Origin of the sequence: Streptomyces sp. NPDC093064 (genome assembly GCF_044754605.1) — a bacterium.
Lineage (GTDB): Bacteria > Actinomycetota > Actinomycetes > Streptomycetales > Streptomycetaceae > Streptomyces.
Genome location: NZ_JBIVPK010000052.1, coordinates 28,502 through 46,100, shown reverse-complemented (window position 1 = coordinate 46,100; position 17,599 = coordinate 28,502). Strand labels below are relative to the sequence as shown.

At 70.3% G+C, this 17,599-nt stretch carries 13 protein-coding genes and 1 pseudogene; 6 read left to right on the top strand and 8 right to left on the bottom strand.

What is annotated here, in order from left to right:
• Positions 1-276: 276 nt before the first annotated feature.
• From ACIQFZ_RS36160 to thyX, 3 genes are all read right to left on the bottom strand, one after another.
• Entirely contained in the window at positions 277-1,962 is a 1,686-nt protein-coding gene (locus ACIQFZ_RS36160; protein WP_402693215.1) for a ribonuclease J, read from the bottom strand.
• 157 nt (positions 1,963-2,119) lie between these two features.
• Positions 2,120-3,019, bottom strand: coding sequence for a 4-hydroxy-tetrahydrodipicolinate synthase (dapA, locus tag ACIQFZ_RS36155; protein WP_225080560.1), 900 nt, complete (start codon positions 3,017-3,019; stop codon positions 2,120-2,122).
• A gap of 215 nt (positions 3,020-3,234) precedes the next feature.
• Complete coding sequence (thyX, locus tag ACIQFZ_RS36150; RefSeq protein WP_361422222.1) at positions 3,235-3,975, bottom strand: FAD-dependent thymidylate synthase; 741 nt, start codon at positions 3,973-3,975, stop codon at positions 3,235-3,237.
• A gap of 202 nt (positions 3,976-4,177) precedes the next feature.
• On the opposite strand from thyX, the gene ACIQFZ_RS36145 reads away from it, so the two are divergent.
• Positions 4,178-4,417 (top strand): hypothetical protein, encoded by a 240-nt coding sequence (locus ACIQFZ_RS36145; protein WP_361422219.1) that lies wholly within the window; start codon positions 4,178-4,180, stop codon positions 4,415-4,417.
• Between the two features lie 134 nt (positions 4,418-4,551).
• Positions 4,552-5,106 carry a hypothetical protein gene (locus ACIQFZ_RS36140; protein WP_402693214.1) on the top strand — a complete coding sequence of 185 codons (555 nt, stop codon included), beginning with the start codon at positions 4,552-4,554 and terminating at the stop codon, positions 5,104-5,106.
• 79 nt (positions 5,107-5,185) lie between these two features.
• Here ACIQFZ_RS36140 and ACIQFZ_RS36135 read toward each other — a convergent pair whose 3' ends face one another.
• The 5 genes from ACIQFZ_RS36135 to rpsO all read right to left on the bottom strand — a co-directional run bounded on the left by ACIQFZ_RS36135 (position 5,186) and on the right by rpsO (position 10,686).
• Positions 5,186-5,641 carry a hypothetical protein gene (locus ACIQFZ_RS36135; RefSeq protein WP_365424296.1) on the bottom strand — a complete coding sequence of 152 codons (456 nt, stop codon included), beginning with the start codon at positions 5,639-5,641 and terminating at the stop codon, positions 5,186-5,188.
• A gap of 15 nt (positions 5,642-5,656) precedes the next feature.
• Positions 5,657-6,409, bottom strand: a complete 753-nt coding sequence (dapB, locus tag ACIQFZ_RS36130) for a 4-hydroxy-tetrahydrodipicolinate reductase (protein WP_402693213.1) — start codon at positions 6,407-6,409, stop codon at positions 5,657-5,659.
• 36 nt (positions 6,410-6,445) lie between these two features.
• Positions 6,446-7,825, bottom strand: coding sequence for a pitrilysin family protein (locus ACIQFZ_RS36125; protein WP_365424299.1), 1,380 nt, complete (start codon positions 7,823-7,825; stop codon positions 6,446-6,448).
• Entirely contained in the window at positions 7,822-10,041 is a 2,220-nt protein-coding gene (locus ACIQFZ_RS36120; RefSeq protein ID WP_365424300.1) for a polyribonucleotide nucleotidyltransferase, read from the bottom strand. Before ACIQFZ_RS36120 ends, ACIQFZ_RS36125 begins: the two co-directional genes overlap by 4 nt.
• A 357-nt stretch (positions 10,042-10,398) precedes the next feature.
• Positions 10,399-10,686, bottom strand: a complete 288-nt coding sequence (gene rpsO / locus ACIQFZ_RS36115) for a 30S ribosomal protein S15 (protein ID WP_141357759.1) — start codon at positions 10,684-10,686, stop codon at positions 10,399-10,401.
• A gap of 281 nt (positions 10,687-10,967) precedes the next feature.
• Between rpsO and ACIQFZ_RS36110 the strand changes: the two genes are divergently transcribed.
• The 4 genes and pseudogenes from ACIQFZ_RS36110 (at position 10,968) to ACIQFZ_RS36095 (ending at position 17,588) form a co-directional block, all read left to right on the top strand.
• The gene (locus ACIQFZ_RS36110; RefSeq protein WP_365424303.1) at positions 10,968-11,261 is read left to right on the top strand and encodes a DUF397 domain-containing protein; all 294 of its coding nucleotides are present in this window, start codon (positions 10,968-10,970) and stop codon (positions 11,259-11,261) included.
• 452 nt (positions 11,262-11,713) lie between these two features.
• Positions 11,714-11,845, top strand: a pseudogene (locus ACIQFZ_RS36105) (SCO5717 family growth-regulating ATPase); the annotation flags it as partial.
• Between the two features lie 510 nt (positions 11,846-12,355).
• Positions 12,356-15,388, top strand: a complete 3,033-nt coding sequence (locus ACIQFZ_RS36100) for an AAA family ATPase (protein WP_402693216.1) — start codon at positions 12,356-12,358, stop codon at positions 15,386-15,388.
• Positions 15,389-15,704: 316 nt separating this feature from the next.
• Positions 15,705-17,588, top strand: coding sequence for an ABC transporter substrate-binding protein (locus tag ACIQFZ_RS36095; RefSeq protein WP_402693212.1), 1,884 nt, complete (start codon positions 15,705-15,707; stop codon positions 17,586-17,588).
• Positions 17,589-17,599: the final 11 nt, after the last annotated feature.

Sequence of the window (17,599 nt, the reverse complement as noted above, 5' to 3'; positions counted from 1 at the left end):
CTTCCCTTCGGTGTTTCCGACTCTATCAGATCTTTTTCCGATCCGATTTCCTCGGTGCTTTCCAGGTTTCCGCTCTCGCGTTTCCCTTTCCGGCGACTCCGACTTTATCAGAGATTCTGAGTCGGATTTCCCGCCGCTTCCGGGAACGTCCTCCGAAGTGCATGAAGCCCTCGGGTTCCCGTCCTGGCGGAGCCGTAAACGTACTGGAGCGGGGCGCCCCGATGCAAATCGAGGTGCCCCGCCACCAGTTCGCGCGTCCCGGGGGACGTGCGGGGGTCAGACCTCCACGACGACCGGGAGGATCATCGGCCTGCGCCGATAGGAGTCCGAGACCCACTTGCCGAGGGTGCGGCGGATGAGCTGCTGAAGCTGGTGGGCATCGGCGATGCCCTCCTGGGCGGACTTCTCCAGGACTTCCGCGATCTTCGGGATGACCGCGGCGAAGGCGGAGTCGTCGATGCCCGAGCCGCGGGCCTGGACGTGCGGGCCGCCGGTGACCTTGCCCGTGGTGGAGTCGACCACCACGAAGACCGAGATGATGCCCTCGTCGCCGAGGATCTTGCGGTCCTTCAGCGCGGGCTCGCCCACGTCGCCGACCGAGAGGCCGTCGACGTACACGTAACCGGCCTGGACCTTGCCGGAGATCTTGGCATTGCCCTCGACCAGGTCGACGGTCACGCCGTCCTCGGCGATGACGATCCGGTCGTGCGGCACTCCGGTGAGGGCACCCAGTTCGGCGTTGGCCCGCAGATGGCGCCATTCCCCGTGGACCGGCATCAGGTTCCGCGGGCGGCAGATGTTGTAGAAGTACAGCAGCTCGCCGGCCGAGGCGTGGCCCGAGACATGGACCTTGGCGTTGCCCTTGTGCACGACGTTGGCGCCCCAACGGGTCAGACCGTTGATGACCCGGTACACCGCGTTCTCGTTGCCCGGGATCAGCGACGACGCCAGGATCACCGTGTCGCCCTGGACGATGCGGATCTGGTGGTCGCGGTTGGCCATGCGGGACAGGGCCGCCATCGGCTCGCCCTGGGAGCCTGTGCAGACGAGCACGACCTCGTGGTCGGGCAGGTCGTCCAGGGTCTTGACGTCGACCACCAGACCCGGCGGGACCTTCAGGTAGCCCAGGTCCCGGGCGATGCCCATGTTGCGGACCATGGACCGGCCGACGAAGGCGACCCTGCGGCCGTACTCGTGCGCGGCGTCCAGGATCTGCTGGATGCGGTGGACGTGGCTGGCGAAGCTCGCCACGATGATCCGCTTGCGGGCGCCGGCGAAGACCTGGCGCAGCACATTGGAGATGTCCCGCTCGTGCGGGGTGAAGCCGGGGACCTCGGCGTTGGTGGAGTCGGTGAGGAGGAGGTCGATGCCTTCCTCGCTCAGCCGGGCGAACGCGTGGAGGTCGGTCAGGCGGTTGTCCAGCGGCAGCTGGTCCATCTTGAAGTCGCCGGTGTGCACGACCATGCCCGCGGGGGTGCGGATGGCGACCGCGAGGGCGTCCGGGATGGAGTGGTTGACCGCGATGAACTCGCAGTCGAAGGGGCCGACGCGCTCGCGCTGCCCTTCCGCGACCTCGAGGGTGTACGGACGGATGCGGTGCTCCTGGAGCTTGGCCTCGATGAGGGCGAGGGTCAGCTTGGAGCCGATGAGGGGGATGTCCGGCTTCTCGCGCAGGAGGAACGGGACACCACCGATGTGGTCCTCGTGGCCGTGGGTGAGGACGATGCCCTCGATGTCGTCGAGGCGGTCCCTGATGGACGAGAAGTCCGGCAGGATCAGGTCGATTCCGGGCTGCTCCTCCTCGGGGAAGAGCACTCCGCAGTCGACGATCAGCAGGCGGCCGCCGTATTCGAAGACGGTCATGTTCCGGCCGATCTCGCCGAGGCCGCCGAGAGGGGTGACTCTCAGACCGCCGTCGGGGAGGCGCGGGGGCGAGCCCAGTTCAGGATGCGGATGACTCAAAAGACTCTCCTCACCACGCGCGCCACGTACCGGTGGGCACGTGGCGCGCGTGACGTTCGTGCAGAAGCAGTTGTCATGGTGGGATGCGGGCACCGGTGTGGCCCGCCTATTCAGTTGTCAGGCCTCGGGTGTTACGGGGTGGTGCGAAGTCTCGTTGTCAGAGCTGTACCCCGCCGGCGGCAAGATCGATCTTGAGCTGCTCGGTCTCCTCCGGCGTGAGCTCCACCATCGGGGGCCGCAGCGGGCCGCCGGGCAGGCCCTGCAGCGCGAGCGCGGCCTTGGTGGTCATGACGCCCTGGGTGCGGAACATGCCGGTGTACACCGGGAGCAGCTTCTGGTGGATCTCGGTGGCCTTCTGGACGTCGCCGGCGGTGAATGCCTCGACCAGGGCGCGCAGGTCCGGGGTGACGACGTGGCCGACGACCGAGACGAAGCCGACCGCGCCCACCGAGAGCAGGGGCAGGTTCAACATGTCGTCGCCGGAGTACCAGGCGAGACCGGAGCGCGCGATGGCCCAGCTCGCCCGGCCGAGGTCGCCCTTGGCGTCCTTGTTGGCAACGATCCGCGGATGCTCGGCGAGGCGGACGATCGTCTCGGTGTTGATCGGGACGCCGCTGCGGCCGGGGATGTCGTAGAGCATGACCGGCAGGCCGGTGGCGTCGGCGATGGCCTTGAAGTGGCGGTACAGGCCCTCCTGCGGGGGCTTGTTGTAGTACGGCGTGACGGTCAGCAGGCCGTGCGCGCCGGCCTGCTCGGCGGCGCGGGCCAGTTCGATGCTGTGGCGGGTGTCGTTGGTGCCGACGCCGGCCACGATGTGGGCGCGATCGCCGACCGCGTCCAGGACCGCGCGTACCAGGTCCGTTTTCTCCGCATCGCTGGTGGTGGGGGACTCGCCGGTGGTGCCGTTGACGATCAGGCCGTCGTTGCCTGCGTCCACCAGGTGGGCGGCGAGCCGCTGCGCGCCGTCGAGGTCGAGTGCGCCGTCCGCCGTGAAGGGCGTGACCATGGCGGTGAGGACCCGCCCGAAGGGGGTCTGCGGAGTCGAGGTCGGAGCCATGGGTAACACGCTACTCGCTGCTCAATGTGAGGGCTGCCCTCGGGGGGCGGGCCGGCGGGTGGTGGCAAAAGTGGAGCCCGGCACTGCCTGCTCGGGGGTTCAAGCAGTGCCGGGTCCGTTTGATCAGGCTAGATGAACTTCTCCAAAGGTCGCAATCCGGACACTTCGCGCGGCTGAACCGTACATCTGTACCTGAGTGGGCAGGCGGTCTCCGGCTACGGCGCGACCCGGCCGTTGGCGTTGAAGGCGGCGTAGGTCAGCGGCATGAGCCTGGCCCACTCGGCCTCCATCTTCTCGCCCACCATCTCGATCTCCCGCTGCGGGAAGGACGGCACCTTGGCCAGCTCGTGCTGGGTGCGCAGACCGAGGAAGTGCATCAGCGAGCGGGCGTTGCAGGTGGCGTACATCGACGAGAACAGGCCGACCGGGAGGACCGAGCGCGCCACCTCACGGGCGACGCCGGCCGCGAGCATCTCCTGGTAGGCCTCGTACGCCTCCCGGTAGGAGTCCGCCATGACCCGGCCGACCAGCTCCTGCTGGGCCTGGGTGCCCTCGACGAACCGGTACTTGCCCGGGCGTCCCTCCTGCACGAGCTTGCGGGACTCGTCGGGAACGTAGAAGACCGGCTCCAGCTCGCGGTAGCGCCCGCTCTCCTCGTTGTACGACCAGCCCACGCGGTGCCGCATGAACTCGCGGAAGACGAAGATGGGGGCGCTGACGAAGAAGGTCATCGAGTTGTGCTCGAAGGGGCTGCCGTGCCGGTCGCGCATCAGGTAGTTGATCAGTCCCTTGGAGCGCTCGGGGTCCTTGTCCAACTCGGCCAGGGACTGCTCGCCGAGGGTCGAGACGCGGGCCGCGAACAGCACGTCGGCGTCGGACGCGTTGTGCTTGACCAGTTCGACGGTGATGTCACTGCGGAAGCTGGGCTTCGGGTCGTCGGCGGGGGTGGCGGTCACGGCTCGGAGGGTCCCTTCCTTGACGGCTGACGGGCGGCGACCACTCTACGGCCCGGCTCTGACATCGGGGCGATCGGTGCCGGGGCACGACATCTTCGGTGAAGATCTGCGAATTCGGTGAAACCGGGCACCTTTTGGGACACTCGGTCGTCTGTATGGGTGAGACACCCCAGTTCGACCCCCGGAAGGAGTCGTACCCCCGATGCTCCGTCGGCGCGAGCCCGTACCGTTCGCCTTCGTCGCCGAAGCCGACCGGTTCCGCAGCAATGTCGCTCCCCCGCCCCGCGAACGCGCGTCCACCGGCCGAATAGCCGGGCGCTGCCTGCTGGGGCTGACCATCGTCGCCGCGCTCGTGGGCTCCGTGATCCTGGGGACGCCCGCGCTGACCATCAGCCACTCCCCCACCGAGACGCAGCAGTCCCAGGTCTCCCCCGGGCACTGAGCGGGTACGGGCCCCCTGCCGCCGCGCCGGTGGCCCGGCGGTCGCCTTCGCGGCCCCCACGGGTGGTGGGCACGGACACAGGCGGATAGCCTCACCGGGCACAGCCCATGCATGGATTTGAGTGAGGACCAGCCGTGCCCCTGTCCTTCCTGACGGCCGACCGCGCCTTCGACGCGGCGGACGACGTAGCGCTGCCGTTCGACGACCGCGAGCGCTGGCGACGCCCCTACCGGCCCGGGCCGTGGCGTGTGGGGGCGGCGGCCCTCCTGCTGCTGCTCGCCTCCTTCGTACTGCTCGCGGGGGTCGTCACGGCGCTCACCGCCACGCTGTCCTCCGCGGGTTTCTGCTTCGTCGTCGCCCTGATCGTGATCGCCGGCGCGCTGCGGCTGCTGCGCATGGGGGTCTGGGTCAGCGCACGCGGGCTGCGGCACGTGAGCCTCCTCGTCACCCGGACGACGCCGTGGGCTCAGGTCGCCGGCGTGCGGACGGTGCAGCAGCCGGTGCGCTGGCTGGGGCTGCCGCGCACGGTGCAGGGGCAGGCGCTGGTGCTCGGCCGCAGGGGCCGTGCGCAGCAGGAGCTGCCGGCGCTGGTGACCACGCACAACGCCGACTTCCTGGGTCGCTTCGAGGCCTTCGACCGGGCGGCGGACGCGGTGGAGGCGTGGGCGGACGAGAACAGGACGCACTGACCCCGGCCGACGGCATGCCAAAGGGGCCCGGTCCGCGCGCGGACCGGGCCCCTCCGCGTTCACGGGGGTGTTCCGGAGGTCAGGCGGCCTGCACCGGTTTACCGTCGTGCAGGGCGATCGCCCGCTGCATCGCCTTGCGGGCGCGAGGGGTGTCGCGGGCGTCGTGGTAGGCGACGGCGAGGCGGAACCAGGTGCGCCAGTCGTCGGGGGCCGCCTCCGTCTCGGCCTTGCGCCGGGCGAAGACCTGGTCGGCCGAGTCGCGGTCGACGCGCCCGCTGGGCGTGCGGGCCAGCTCGTCGACGGGCAGGCCCCCTTCGGCGTCGAGTTCGGCGGCGAGCTGGTTGGCCCGGCGGACGAACTGGGTGTTCTTCCACAGGAACCACAGGCCGATCAGCGGCAGGATCAGCACGGCGATCCCGAAGGCGACGGTGACGGGTGTGCCGTACTGGATGAGCATGACGCCGCGGCTGCCGACCAGGACGAAGTAGAAGACCAGGACGGCGGCCGTGACGAGGTAAGTGATCTTCGCGCGCATGAGGGGCTTCGGGGCTCAGTTCAGGTCGAGGAAGTGCTCCAGGCCGACGGTCAGGCCCGGAGTGGTCACCACACGGCGCGCGCCGAGCAGGATGCCCGGCATGAAGCTGCTGTGATGGAACGAGTCGTGGCGGATGGTGAGCGTCTCCCCCTCGCCGCCCAGCAGGACCTCCTGGTGGGCGAGCAGTCCGCGCAGGCGCACGGCGTGGACCGGGACCCCGTCGACGCTGGCGCCGCGCGCTCCGTCCAGGGCGGTGACGGTGGCGTCCGGCGCCGGGGCCGAGCCCGCCTCGGCCCGGGCCTCCGCGATGAGCTGCGCGGTGCGGGTGGCGGTGCCGGAGGGGGCGTCGACCTTGTTCGGGTGGTGCAGCTCGATGACCTCGACCGACTCGAACCAGGGCGCGGCGATCTGAGCGAACTTCATGGTGAGCACGGCGCCGATGGAGAAGTTCGGGGCGATGAGCACACCGGTCTGCGGGGACTGGGCCAGCCAGCCCCGCAGCTGCGCGAGGCGCTCGTCGGTCCAGCCGGTGGTGCCGACGACGGCGTGGATGCCGTGCCGTACGCAGAAGTCGAGGTTGCCCATGACCGACCCGGGGGTGGTCAGTTCGACCACCACCTGGGCGCCCGTCTCGGCGAGGGTCTCCAGCTTGTCGCCCCGGCCGAGGGCGGCGACCAGTTCCATGTCCTCGGCGGCCTCGACCGCCCGTACCGCCTCGGACCCGATCCGGCCCTTGGCACCGAGGACCGCCACGCGCAGCTTGCTCATCTCTTGCTTCCTTACCACCGACGGACGGACAGGGGGTTAGGCGACCGCGTCGTGCAGACGCGCGGCCTGCTTGTCCTTGAGCGGGCCGATGACCGACAGCGACGGGCGCTGTCCCAGGATCTCCCGGGCGACGGAGCGGACCTCGTCCGGGGTGACCGCCGCCATCCTGGCCAGCATGTCGTCGACGGAGATCTGCTCGCCCCAGCACAGTTCACTCTTGCCGATACGGTTCATCAGCGCACCCGTGTCCTCCAGGCCGAGGACCGTGGAGCCCTGGAGCTGGCCGATGGCGCGACCGATCTCGTCGTCGGTCAGGCCGTTCTCGGCGACGTGGTCGAGTTCGTCCCGGCAGATCTTCAGCACGTCGTGCACCTGGCTCGGGCGGCAGCCGGCGTAGACGCCGAACAGTCCGCAGTCGGCGAAGCCGGAGGTGTAGGAGTACACGCTGTAGGCCAGGCCGCGCTTCTCCCGGACCTCCTGGAAGAGGCGGGAGGACATGCCGCCGCCGAGGGCGGTGTTCAGCACGCCCAGGGCCCAGCGCCGGTCGTCGGTGCGAGCGAGGCCGGGCATGCCGAGGACGACGTGCGCCTGCTCCGTTCTGCGGTTCTGGAGTTCGACCCGGCCGGCGGTGCGCAGGGTGCGCCGGCCGTCGCGCGGGGCGATGGGGGCGGCCTGGGCGTTCTTGAGGGTGCCGGCCTTCTCGAAGGCGGCGCGGACCTGGCGTACGACCTTGGCGTGGTCGATGTTGCCGGCGCAGGCGACCACCAGGTGGGTGGGGTCGTAGTGCTTCTTGTAGAAGCGGCGGATGCGGTCGGCGGTGAGGGCGTTGACCGTGTCGACCGTGCCGAGGACGGGGCGGCCGAGGGGGTTGTCGCCGAACATGGTGTGCGCGAACAGGTCGTGCACGCAGTCGCCGGGGTCGTCCTCGGTCATGGCGATCTCTTCGAGGATCGCGCCGCGCTCGACGTCGACGTCCTCCTCGAGGATCAGCGAGCCGGTGAGCATGTCGCAGACGACGTCGATGGCGAGGGGCAGGTCGGTGTCGAGCACGCGCGCGTAGTAGCACGTGTACTCCTTGGCCGTGAACGCGTTCATCTCGCCGCCGACGGCGTCGAGCGCGGCGGAGATGTCCAGGGCGGACCGGCGGGACGTGCCCTTGAAGAGCAGGTGCTCCAGGTAGTGCGTAGCACCGTTGAGCGCGGGGGTCTCGTCGCGGGAGCCGACGTGCGCCCAGATGCCGAAGGTGGCCGAGCGCACGGAGGGCAGGGTCTCGGTGACGATGCGCAGGCCACCCGGGAGGGTGGTCCTGCGGACGGTGCCGATGCCGTTCTGGCCCTTGATGAGGGTTTGGGTACGGGCGACGGCCCGCGCCTCCGAAGAGGTGCGGGCCGTCGCCTTGAAGCTACGGGACGTCACTTGTCGGCGTCGTCCTTCTTGTCGTTGTCGTCTTCCTCGCCCTCGATCACGGGGACCAGGGAGAGCTTGCCGCGGGAGTCGATCTCGGCGATCTCGACCTGGACCTTGTGGCCCACACCGAGGACGTCCTCGACGTTCTCCACGCGCTTGCCGCCGGCCAGCTTGCGGATCTGCGAGATGTGCAGCAGACCGTCCTTGCCGGGGAGCAGGGAGACGAACGCGCCGAAGGTGGTCGTCTTCACGACCGTGCCCAGGTAGCGCTCGCCGACCTCGGGCATCGTCGGGTTGGCGATGCCGTTGATCGTGGCACGGGCGGCCTCGGCCGACGGGCCGTCGGCGGCACCGATGTAGATCGTGCCGTCGTCCTCGATGGTGATCTCGGCGCCCGTGTCCTCCTGGATCTGGTTGATCATCTTGCCCTTGGGGCCGATGACCTCGCCGATCTTGTCGACCGGGATCTTCACAGTGATGATCCGCGGCGCGTTCGGGGACATCTCGTCCGGCCTGTCGATCGCTTCCATCATCACGTCGAGGATGTGGAGGCGGGCGTCACGGGCCTGCTTCAGGGCCGCGGCCAGCACGGAGGCCGGGATGCCGTCCAGCTTGGTGTCGAGCTGGAGGGCGGTGACGAACTCCTTCGTACCGGCGACCTTGAAGTCCATGTCGCCGAAGGCGTCCTCGGCACCGAGGATGTCGGTCAGCGTCACGTAGTGCGTCTCGCCGTCGATCTCCTGGGAGATCAGGCCCATGGCGATACCGGCGACCGGGGCCTTCAGCGGCACACCGGCGTTCAGCAGCGACATGGTGGAGGCGCAGACCGAGCCCATCGAGGTCGAACCGTTGGACCCGAGGGCCTCGGAGACCTGACGGATCGCGTAGGGGAACTCCTCGCGTGCGGGCAGCACCGGCACGAGCGCGCGCTCGGCGAGGGCGCCGTGGCCGATCTCGCGGCGCTTGGGGGAGCCGACGCGGCCGGTCTCACCGGTGGAGTACGGCGGGAAGTTGTAGTTGTGCATGTAGCGCTTGCGGGTCACCGGGGAGAGGGTGTCCAGCTGCTGCTCCATGCGGAGCATGTTCAGGGTGGTGACGCCCAGGATCTGGGTCTCGCCACGCTCGAACAGCGCGGAGCCGTGCACCCGCGGGAGCGCCTCGACCTCGGCGGCCAGCGTGCGGATGTCGGTGACACCGCGGCCGTCGATGCGCTTCTTCTCCTTGATGACGCGCTCACGGACCAGGGTCTTGGTCAGCGAGCGGTACGCGGCGGAGATCTCCTTCTCGCGGCCCTCGAACTCGGGCAGCAGCTTCTCGGCGGCCAGCCCCTTGACGCGGTCCAGCTCCGTCTCGCGCTCCTGCTTGCCGGCGATGGTGAGCGCCTGGGAGAGCTCGGGGCGGACGGCGGCGGTGAGCGCCTCCAGGACGTCGTCCTGGTAGTCGAGGAAGATCGGGAACTCGCCGGTCGGCTTGGCGGCCTTGGCGGCGAGGTCCGACTGGGCGCGGCAGAGCACCTTGATGAAGGGCTTCGCGGCGTCCAGACCGGCGGCGACGACCTCCTCGGTGGGGGCCTCGGTACCGCCCTCGACCAGCTTGATGGTCTTCTCGGTGGCCTCGGCCTCGACCATCATGATCGCGACGTCGCCGTCCTCCAGGACGCGGCCGGCGACCACCATGTCGAAGACGGCGTCCTCGAGCTCGGTGTGCGTCGGGAAGGCGACCCACTGGCCGCGGATCAGCGCGACGCGGACGCCGCCGATCGGGCCGGAGAAGGGCAGGCCGGCCAGCTGCGTGGACGCGGACGCGGCGTTGATCGCCACGACGTCGTACAGGTGGTCGGGGTTGAGCGCCATGACGGTGCAGACGACCTGGATCTCGTTGCGCAGGCCCTTCCTGAAGGACGGGCGCAGCGGGCGGTCGATCAGGCGGCAGGTGAGGATCGCGTCCTCGCTCGGCCGGCCCTCCCGGCGGAAGAAGCTGCCGGGGATCTTGCCGGCGGCGTACATCCGCTCCTCGACGTCCACCGTGAGCGGGAAGAAGTCGAGCTGGTCCTTGGGGTTCTTGGAGGCGGTGGTGGCCGACAGCACCATGGTGTCGTCGTCCAGGTACGCGACGGCGGAGCCGGCGGCCTGCTTGGCCAGGCGGCCCGTCTCGAAGCGGATGGTACGGGTGCCGAAGGGGCCGTTGTCGATCACGGCTTCGGCGTAGTGGGTCTCGTTCTCCACTAGCGTTTTCTCCTCGTCGTCGTCCTCCCGCCCGTGTGGCGGGGGGACGGTGGCGGAGAAGCGCTCCGTCTGGTGCGGGCCGGTCTTCGATCGAAGCACCCGGGGTTCGTTCTCCCGGGGGCCACTACCGAGGACCGGCGGCGGCGAGGTGCGCTCCTCCTCGTTCGTCGGGCGCGATGACGTGCCGTGCCCTCTTCGGGCAGGCCGTATCACGCCGTGTTATGAGTACTGCGTCTACTGCGTCGTGCTACCACACTACAAAGCGGCACCGACACTCCGCACGTTCCCGTACGTTCCCTTGCGTACGGCAAAGGGAGCGGTCCCCTGTCTCCCGGGAACCGCTCCCTTCACGACGTCTTACTTGGCGCCCGCCGCACCACGGCGGATGCCGAGGCGGTCGACCAGCGCGCGGAAGCGCGTGATGTCCTTCTTGGCGAGGTACTGCAGCAGGCGACGGCGCTGACCGACCAGGATCAGCAGACCGCGGCGGGAGTGGTGGTCGTGCTTGTGGGTCTTGAGGTGCTCGGTCAGGTCGGAGATCCGACGGGACAGCATGGCGACCTGGACCTCGGGGGAGCCGGTGTCACCCTCCTTGGTACCGAACTCGGTGATGATCTGCTTCTTCGTTGCGGCGTCGAGCGACACTCGTACTCCTCGTGCTCCGTGAGTGGCCTCCGAGTGCCCCCGGTCTTCATCTCAGGGGAGCTTCCGTTACTCGGGAGGCGGGGATCCGCTGGGCGCGGCCTCCAGGACCCGCAGGACTTCCTGCGAGGGCTCCGGAGGTGCGTACACAAACGGCCGTCACACAGGGTACCAGGCCGCGACGGCCCGATTTCCCCCGGTTCTCCGATCCCGCCGAGGCGGGTGGGCGGGCCACTAGGGTGAGCCCGGCACCGTTGGGCGCGTCTGGAAGGGGTCGCTGCGACATGGCGGAGACGGAAGCGGAGATCAAGGCCCGCAAGGAGCGTGAGCGCGACGAACTGTACGCGCTCGACATCTCCGGCGTGCAGTGGCACTGCGCGCCGGGCACGGAGGAGCACGAGGAGCGCGTCGAGATCGCCTACCTGCCCGGCGGCGCCGTCGCCATGCGCTCCTCGCTCGACCCGGACACGGTGCTGCGCTACACGGAGGCGGAGTGGCGGGCGTTCGTGCTGGGCGCACGGGACGGTGAGTTCGACCTGGAGCCGGCTCCGCACAACGGGGGTCTCGCCACCGAGTGAGGGGTGCGCGGATACGAGAGGGGGCGGCACGTGCGCGTGCCGCCCCTTTCTTTGTCAACCGACCCGTCAGATGTGCGTGGTTGACGGGTCCGGTCTTCAATGACGCTGCCGGGCAGGCCGGTTCGTGAGCCCTGGTGCCTCGGGTTCAGTGTTCACCTTCTGTACGGCTTGGCCGCGGATGTGTCCGGTTTGCTTGCGGATGCCTTGCTGCGTACGGCGATTCCGGGCAGGTTGTCGTCGAGTGGGCGGGCGTCACGAGACGGATGGGCCTGCCATGGTGAGTCTCCTGGTGATTAGGCTGGTACATGGGGGCGCGATGTCAGAACCCGTGGACCGGACATCGTCGTCACGGGGGGAAGTCGGTGGATCGGACGACCTCGAACGACCAAGGACGACGAGAAATGGTCGCCCCCGCACGGCATTGAGGGTGCTCGACCACACCAGGAGGAACTGTGAGCAGCGATCGGGACGGGATCCGCGGGGGCTGGGCCACGCCCGGCGACGACCAGCCCGACGCGGCGTCCGCCATCGAGACGACGGGCGAGTTCACGATCGACTACGCACCGCCCGCCTGGTACACGCAGAACGCGTCGAGTGGTTCGGGGTCCGGGGCGGAATCCGGGTCGGGGCAGGGAGGCAACGCGGCCGGTGCGGCCGGGGGTCCTTCCGCTGGTGCGCCGGGCTCGCCGAGTGGTCCCGCGCGGCCCGCTGCTCCGAGCGGTCCGGTTCCCGGGCTGACTCCGCCGCCGCACGCGACGGGGGTGCCCGGCGCGCCCTTCACACCTCCTCCGCCTCCTCCGCCCGCGCCGGGAGCGCCCTTCACTCCGCCGGCTCCGGCGCCGGGAGCGCCCTTCACGCCTCCCCCGCCGCCGATGGGGAGCCCGATCGCCGTGCCGAAGCTGCCGGCGGGGAGCGGGTTCGAGCCGCAGCCGGCGGCGGGCTCCTCGGAGAGGGATCCGGCCGGTGCCGGGTCCCCGACGGCGGTGCCGAACATTCCGGTGGGCGGGTTCCCGTCGCCGGGAGCGCAGGCGGCGCGGCCGCAGACGGAACAGGATGCGGGTGCCGGGGCCGGTGACCTCGAGAGCGGTGCCACCATGCGGATCTCCGCCGTCTCCGTGCGGCGGGAGGTGGCGGCGGCCGCCGCCGAGGCGCAGCCGGAGCCGGCCGACGAGCAGGGTGAGGTGCCCGGCGTCGAGGACCGGGAGGACGAGTCGGCCGCGGTGGCGGACACGGGGGCCGAGTCAGAGGCCGGGGCCGACGCCGGGATCACGGCTCACGAGGCCGACAAGGTGGAGGACGACGAGGCGGACGAGTCCGGGGAGACCGGGCCGACCGAGCTTCGGGACGGCTCCGACGTAGCGGAGGACGCGGCCGAGGAAGTCGGCTCGGCCGACGTGGACACGGCCCCGGCGGACTCCGGCGCTGAGGTGTCCGGTGACGTGGAGACCGAGACGGACCAGGTCTCGGAGGCGGACGAGACGGAGGAGGGGGAGGCGGGTACCGCGGGTGTCCCCGATGCCTCGGCCTCCGACACCGAGGCGGCGGACGGCGAGGCAGCGGACGGCGAGGCAGCGGACGGCGCGCCCGAGGATTCCGCTGCCGCGGTCTCCCAGCCCGTCACCACCGAACCCCAGGACGCTGCTCCCGAAGACTCCACGCCCGCCGCGGAACCGCAGGACGCCGCCCCGCAGGACTCGGAGCCGCAGGATGTGGTTCCGCAGGACGCGGTTCCGCACGAGTCCGCACCGCAGGACGTGGTTCCGCAGGACGCCGTTGCTCGGGCCCCGGCGTCCCCGTCCCAGGACATGGCGTCGCAGGAAGTCGCCCCGACCGCGGCAGCCGAGGCTTCGCAGGGCGCGCCCGCCGCCTGGGCTCCGCCGCCGGTCCCGCAGGGTCCGGTGCCGCCCCTGCCGCCGTCGTACCAGCCCGCGGCGCCCGCGTCGGCGGCCCAGTGGCCCAGCGAGCCGCAGTCGGCGGCTCCGCAGGGGCAGCCGCACGAGCCGGCTCAGCAGCCGCCCTTCCAGCCGCAGGCACCTCAGCCGGCTCCCGCCGCCTGGAATCCGCCTGCCACGCAGACACCGCCGCCCCCGGCGCCCGCTCCAGCGGCCCCGCAGCAGGGCTACGGCTTCCCGCACCCCGGCACGCAGCAACCGCCCGCCCCGCAGTCGGCGACCGCTCCCACCGCACCCCCTGCCACCCCCCAGGCCGGTTACGGCTTCCCCCAGCCCGGCACCCCCGGTGCGCAGCAACCACCGACCAGCCCCACCGCACCGCCCGCCAACCCCAGTGCCGGATACGGCTTCCCCCAGCCCGGCACTCCAGGTGCGCAGCCCGCGCCGACGGTCCAACCGCCGACCAGCCCCAGCGCACCCCCCGCCAATCCCCAAGCCGGATACGGCTTCCCCCAGCCCGGCGCCCCCGGTACACAGCAACCGCCTGCCCACCAGCCGCCGGCCGGACCTCCCGCGCCCCCGGCCAACCCCCAGCCCGGTTACGGGTTCCCCCAACCCGGCACCCCCGGTGCGCAGCCCTCGTCGGCGGTCCAGCCGCCGGTTCCGGGCTCGGCAGGCGCGCAGCCGCCGAACGGCTACGGGTTCCCCCAGGCCCAGGCCGCCCCTCCCGGCGTCCCCAACCCGCCCGCGCAGCCCGGTGGCTACGGCTTCCCGCAGCAGCCCGCGCAGCCCGACGGTGCTCAGCCCCAGCCGCCGGCTTCCACGCAGCAGCCCGTCGACCCCCGTCTCGGGGCCAGTTGGCCGCAGCCGATACAGCACGACCAGCGGCAGCCGACCAACCCCGGTGCGGCGCCTCTCGGTTACACCGCAGCCGTGGAACTGTCCTCCGACCGGCTGCTCAACAACAAGAAGCAGAAGGCCCGCAGCACGCGGCCTGCCGGTCCCGGGCCGCGGTTCCGGATCGGCGGGAAGAAGGAGGAGGCCGAGCGGCAGCGGAAGCTGGACCTGATCCGTACGCCCGTGCTGTCCTGCTACCGCATCGCCGTCATCAGCCTCAAGGGCGGCGTGGGCAAGACGACCACCACCACCGCGCTCGGCTCCACGCTCGCCACCGAACGGCAGGACAAGATCCTCGCGATCGACGCCAACCCGGACGCCGGCACGCTCGGCCGCCGGGTGCGCCGGGAGACCGGGGCCACCATCCGTGACCTCGTCCAGGCGATCCCGTACATCAACTCCTACATGGACATCCGGCGGTTCACGTCCCAGGCACCCTCCGGCCTCGAGATCATCGCCAACGACGTCGACCCGGCCGTGTCCACGACGTTCAACGACGAGGACTACCGCCGCGCGATCGACGTGCTCGGCAAGCAGTACCCGATCATCCTCACCGACTCGGGTACGGGTCTGCTCTACAGCGCCATGCGCGGTGTGCTCGACCTCGCCGACCAGCTCATCATCATCTCCACGCCGTCCGTGGACGGTGCCAGCAGTGCCAGTACGACGCTGGACTGGCTCTCGGCGCACGGGTACGCCGACCTCGTCGCCCGTTCCCTCACGGTGATCTCCGGGGTGCGCGAGACCGGCAAGATGATCAAGGTGGACGACATCGTCGCGCACTTCCAGACCCGTTGCCGCGGTGTCGTCGTGGTGCCCTTCGACGAGCATCTGTCCGCCGGTGCCGAGGTCGACCTCGACATGATGCGGCCGAAGGTGCGGGAGGCGTACTTCCACCTCGCGGCGATGGTCGCGGAGGACTTCGTCCGGCATCAGCAGGCGCACGGGCTGTGGACCTCCGACGGCAACCCGCCGCCGGTTGCGGCCCCGCCGATGCCGGGCCAGCCCATGCCGGGTCAGCCGGTTCCGGGACAGCCGTACCCAGGGCAGCCGTACCCAGGGCAGCCGGCGCCTGGTCAGGCGTACCCCGGGCAGCCGGTTCCGGGGCAGTTCGCTCCCCAGCAGCAGCCCGGCCAGCCCGGCCCTGGTCAGCCGTACGCGGGTCAGCCGCAGCCGTACCCCGGCCACCCCTCCCAGCCGGAGCACTTCGCACCCCCGCAGCAGCCGGGCCGGCCCGACCAGTCTTACCCCCAGGCCCCTCACCACCCCCAGCAGCACCCGCAGCATCCGCAGCACCCCCAGGGGCAGACCCCGCCCCCTCCCCCGCCCCACCAGTAGCTCCACCGCACCCCTCCGGGCCCGCGCCGTTCCCGACGGCGCGGGCCTTCGCGTGTTCGCAGTCAGAACCGGTCGGATTCCGCCGCCACGCCCTCACCAGGGAGGCTTCAGTGGTCTCCACCAATGGGAGCAAGATCGCGGTCAAGTCGTTATTTCCGCAGGCCACATGGGGTTTGACATACCGTTGACGCGCGCAGACTGCCGCTGATAGACACTCACTTCATTCCGCCGGCGTCACCAGGTCAAGCCCGTTCAAGCCCGCCCGGCAGAAGGCGCAAACCGTCTTCTGCGTGCGACGACGCGAGGTCACCGAGCCATGAAGACACATGATCAGCACGGCAGAGGACGTACCGGCCCCCGCCTGAAGGGCATACGGCTCCTGGCCGCGGGCATCGCCGCCCTCGTCGTCACGGCCGGGCTCGCGACCCCCCTCGCTCCGGCCGCGCCGCAGGCCCACGCCGCGGAGAGCGCGCAGGGCAAGAAGGACGGCAAGAAGGTCCTCACGGTCGCCGTCGCGCAGAGCGTCGACTCGCTCAGCCCCTTCCTCGCAGGACGACTGCTCAGCACGAGCGTCCACCGGCTGATGTACGAGTACCTGACCAACTACGACCCCAAGGACGCCCACGTCGTCCCGGCCCTGGCCACCAAGTGGGAGTCGTCGCCGGACAAGCTGACCTGGACGTACACGATCCGCTCGGACTCCAAGTGGTCGGACGGACAGCAGGCCACCGCCGATGACGCGGCGTGGACGCTCAACAAGATGATGACCGACGAGGGCGCCGCCACCGCCAACGGCAACTTCGTCACCAACTTCGCCGAGGTCACCGCGCCCAGCCCCACCCAGCTGGTGATCCGGCTGAAGAAGCCGCAGGCCACGATGACCGCGCTCGACGTGCCGATCGTGCCCAAACACGTCTGGGAGAAGGTCACCGACTTCTCCAAGTTCAACAACGACAAGAACTTCCCGATCGTCGGGAACGGGCCGTTCGTCCTGACCGACTACAAGCCCGACAGCTATGTGCGGCTGGAGGCCAACAAGAACTTCTGGCGAGGCGCGCCGAAGTTCGACGAGCTGGTCTTCCGGTACTACAAGGACCAGGACGCGGCCGTCGCCGCACTGCGCAAGGGCGAGGTCTCCTTCGTGGCCGGCTCGCCGGCCCTGACACCCGCGCAGGCCGCCTCGCTCAAGGGCGAGCAGAACATCCACGTCAACGAAGGCCCCGGCCGCCGCTTCTACGCCCTCGCCACCAACCCGGGCGCCCAGGCCAGGAACGGCAAGAAGTTCGGTGACGGCGACCCGTCCCTGCTGGACGAGCGGGTGCGGCACGCGCTGTTCATGGCGGTGGACCGGCAGGCCATCGTGGACAAGGTCTTCCAGGGCCACGCGGAGCAGGGCCAGGGCTACATCCCGCCGCGCTACGAGTCGTACTTCTGGAAGCCGTCGGCGGACCAGGAGCTGGCGTACGACCCGGCGAAGGCCGCCCAGCTCCTCGACGAGGCGGGCTACAAGGAGAACGCGGACGGCAAGCGCGCCGGCAAGGACGGCAAGCCGCTGAACTACCGCGTGCTGTGCCACGCCACCGACCCCAACGACAAGGCGGTCGGCAAGTACCTCCAGGAGTGGTGGGGCAAGCTCGGCATCGGGGTCCAGCTCAACTGCCTGGACAACGTGACCGACCCGTGGCTCGCGGGCAAGTACGACCTCGCCTTCGACGGCTGGTCGGTCAACCCGGACCCCGACTACGTGCTCTCCATCCACACCTGCGCCGCGCTCCCGGCGACCCCGAAGGACACCGACGCCACCGACGACTTCATCTGCGACAAGAAGTACGACGAGCTGTACGCCCAGCAGTTGGCCGAGTACGACCCCGCCAAGCGGGCGGACCTGGTCAAGCAGATGGAGTCGCGGCTGTACGACCTCGGGTACATGAACGTCATGGCGTACCCGAACGCGCTCGAGGCCTACCGCACGGACCAGATCGGGTCGATCACCACCATGCCGGCCAAGGCGGGCAACATCTACGGCCAGGACGGCTACTGGAGCTGGTGGTCGGCCGTTCCGGCGAACTCCGACGATTCCTCGGGCGGTTCCACGTCGACGGGCGTCATCATCGGGATCGTCGCGGGCGTCGTCGTCCTCGGCGGCCTCGCGGTGCTCCTCACGGTGCGCCGCCGGGCGACGGCAGAAGACCGTGAATAGGCAGTGAGCGC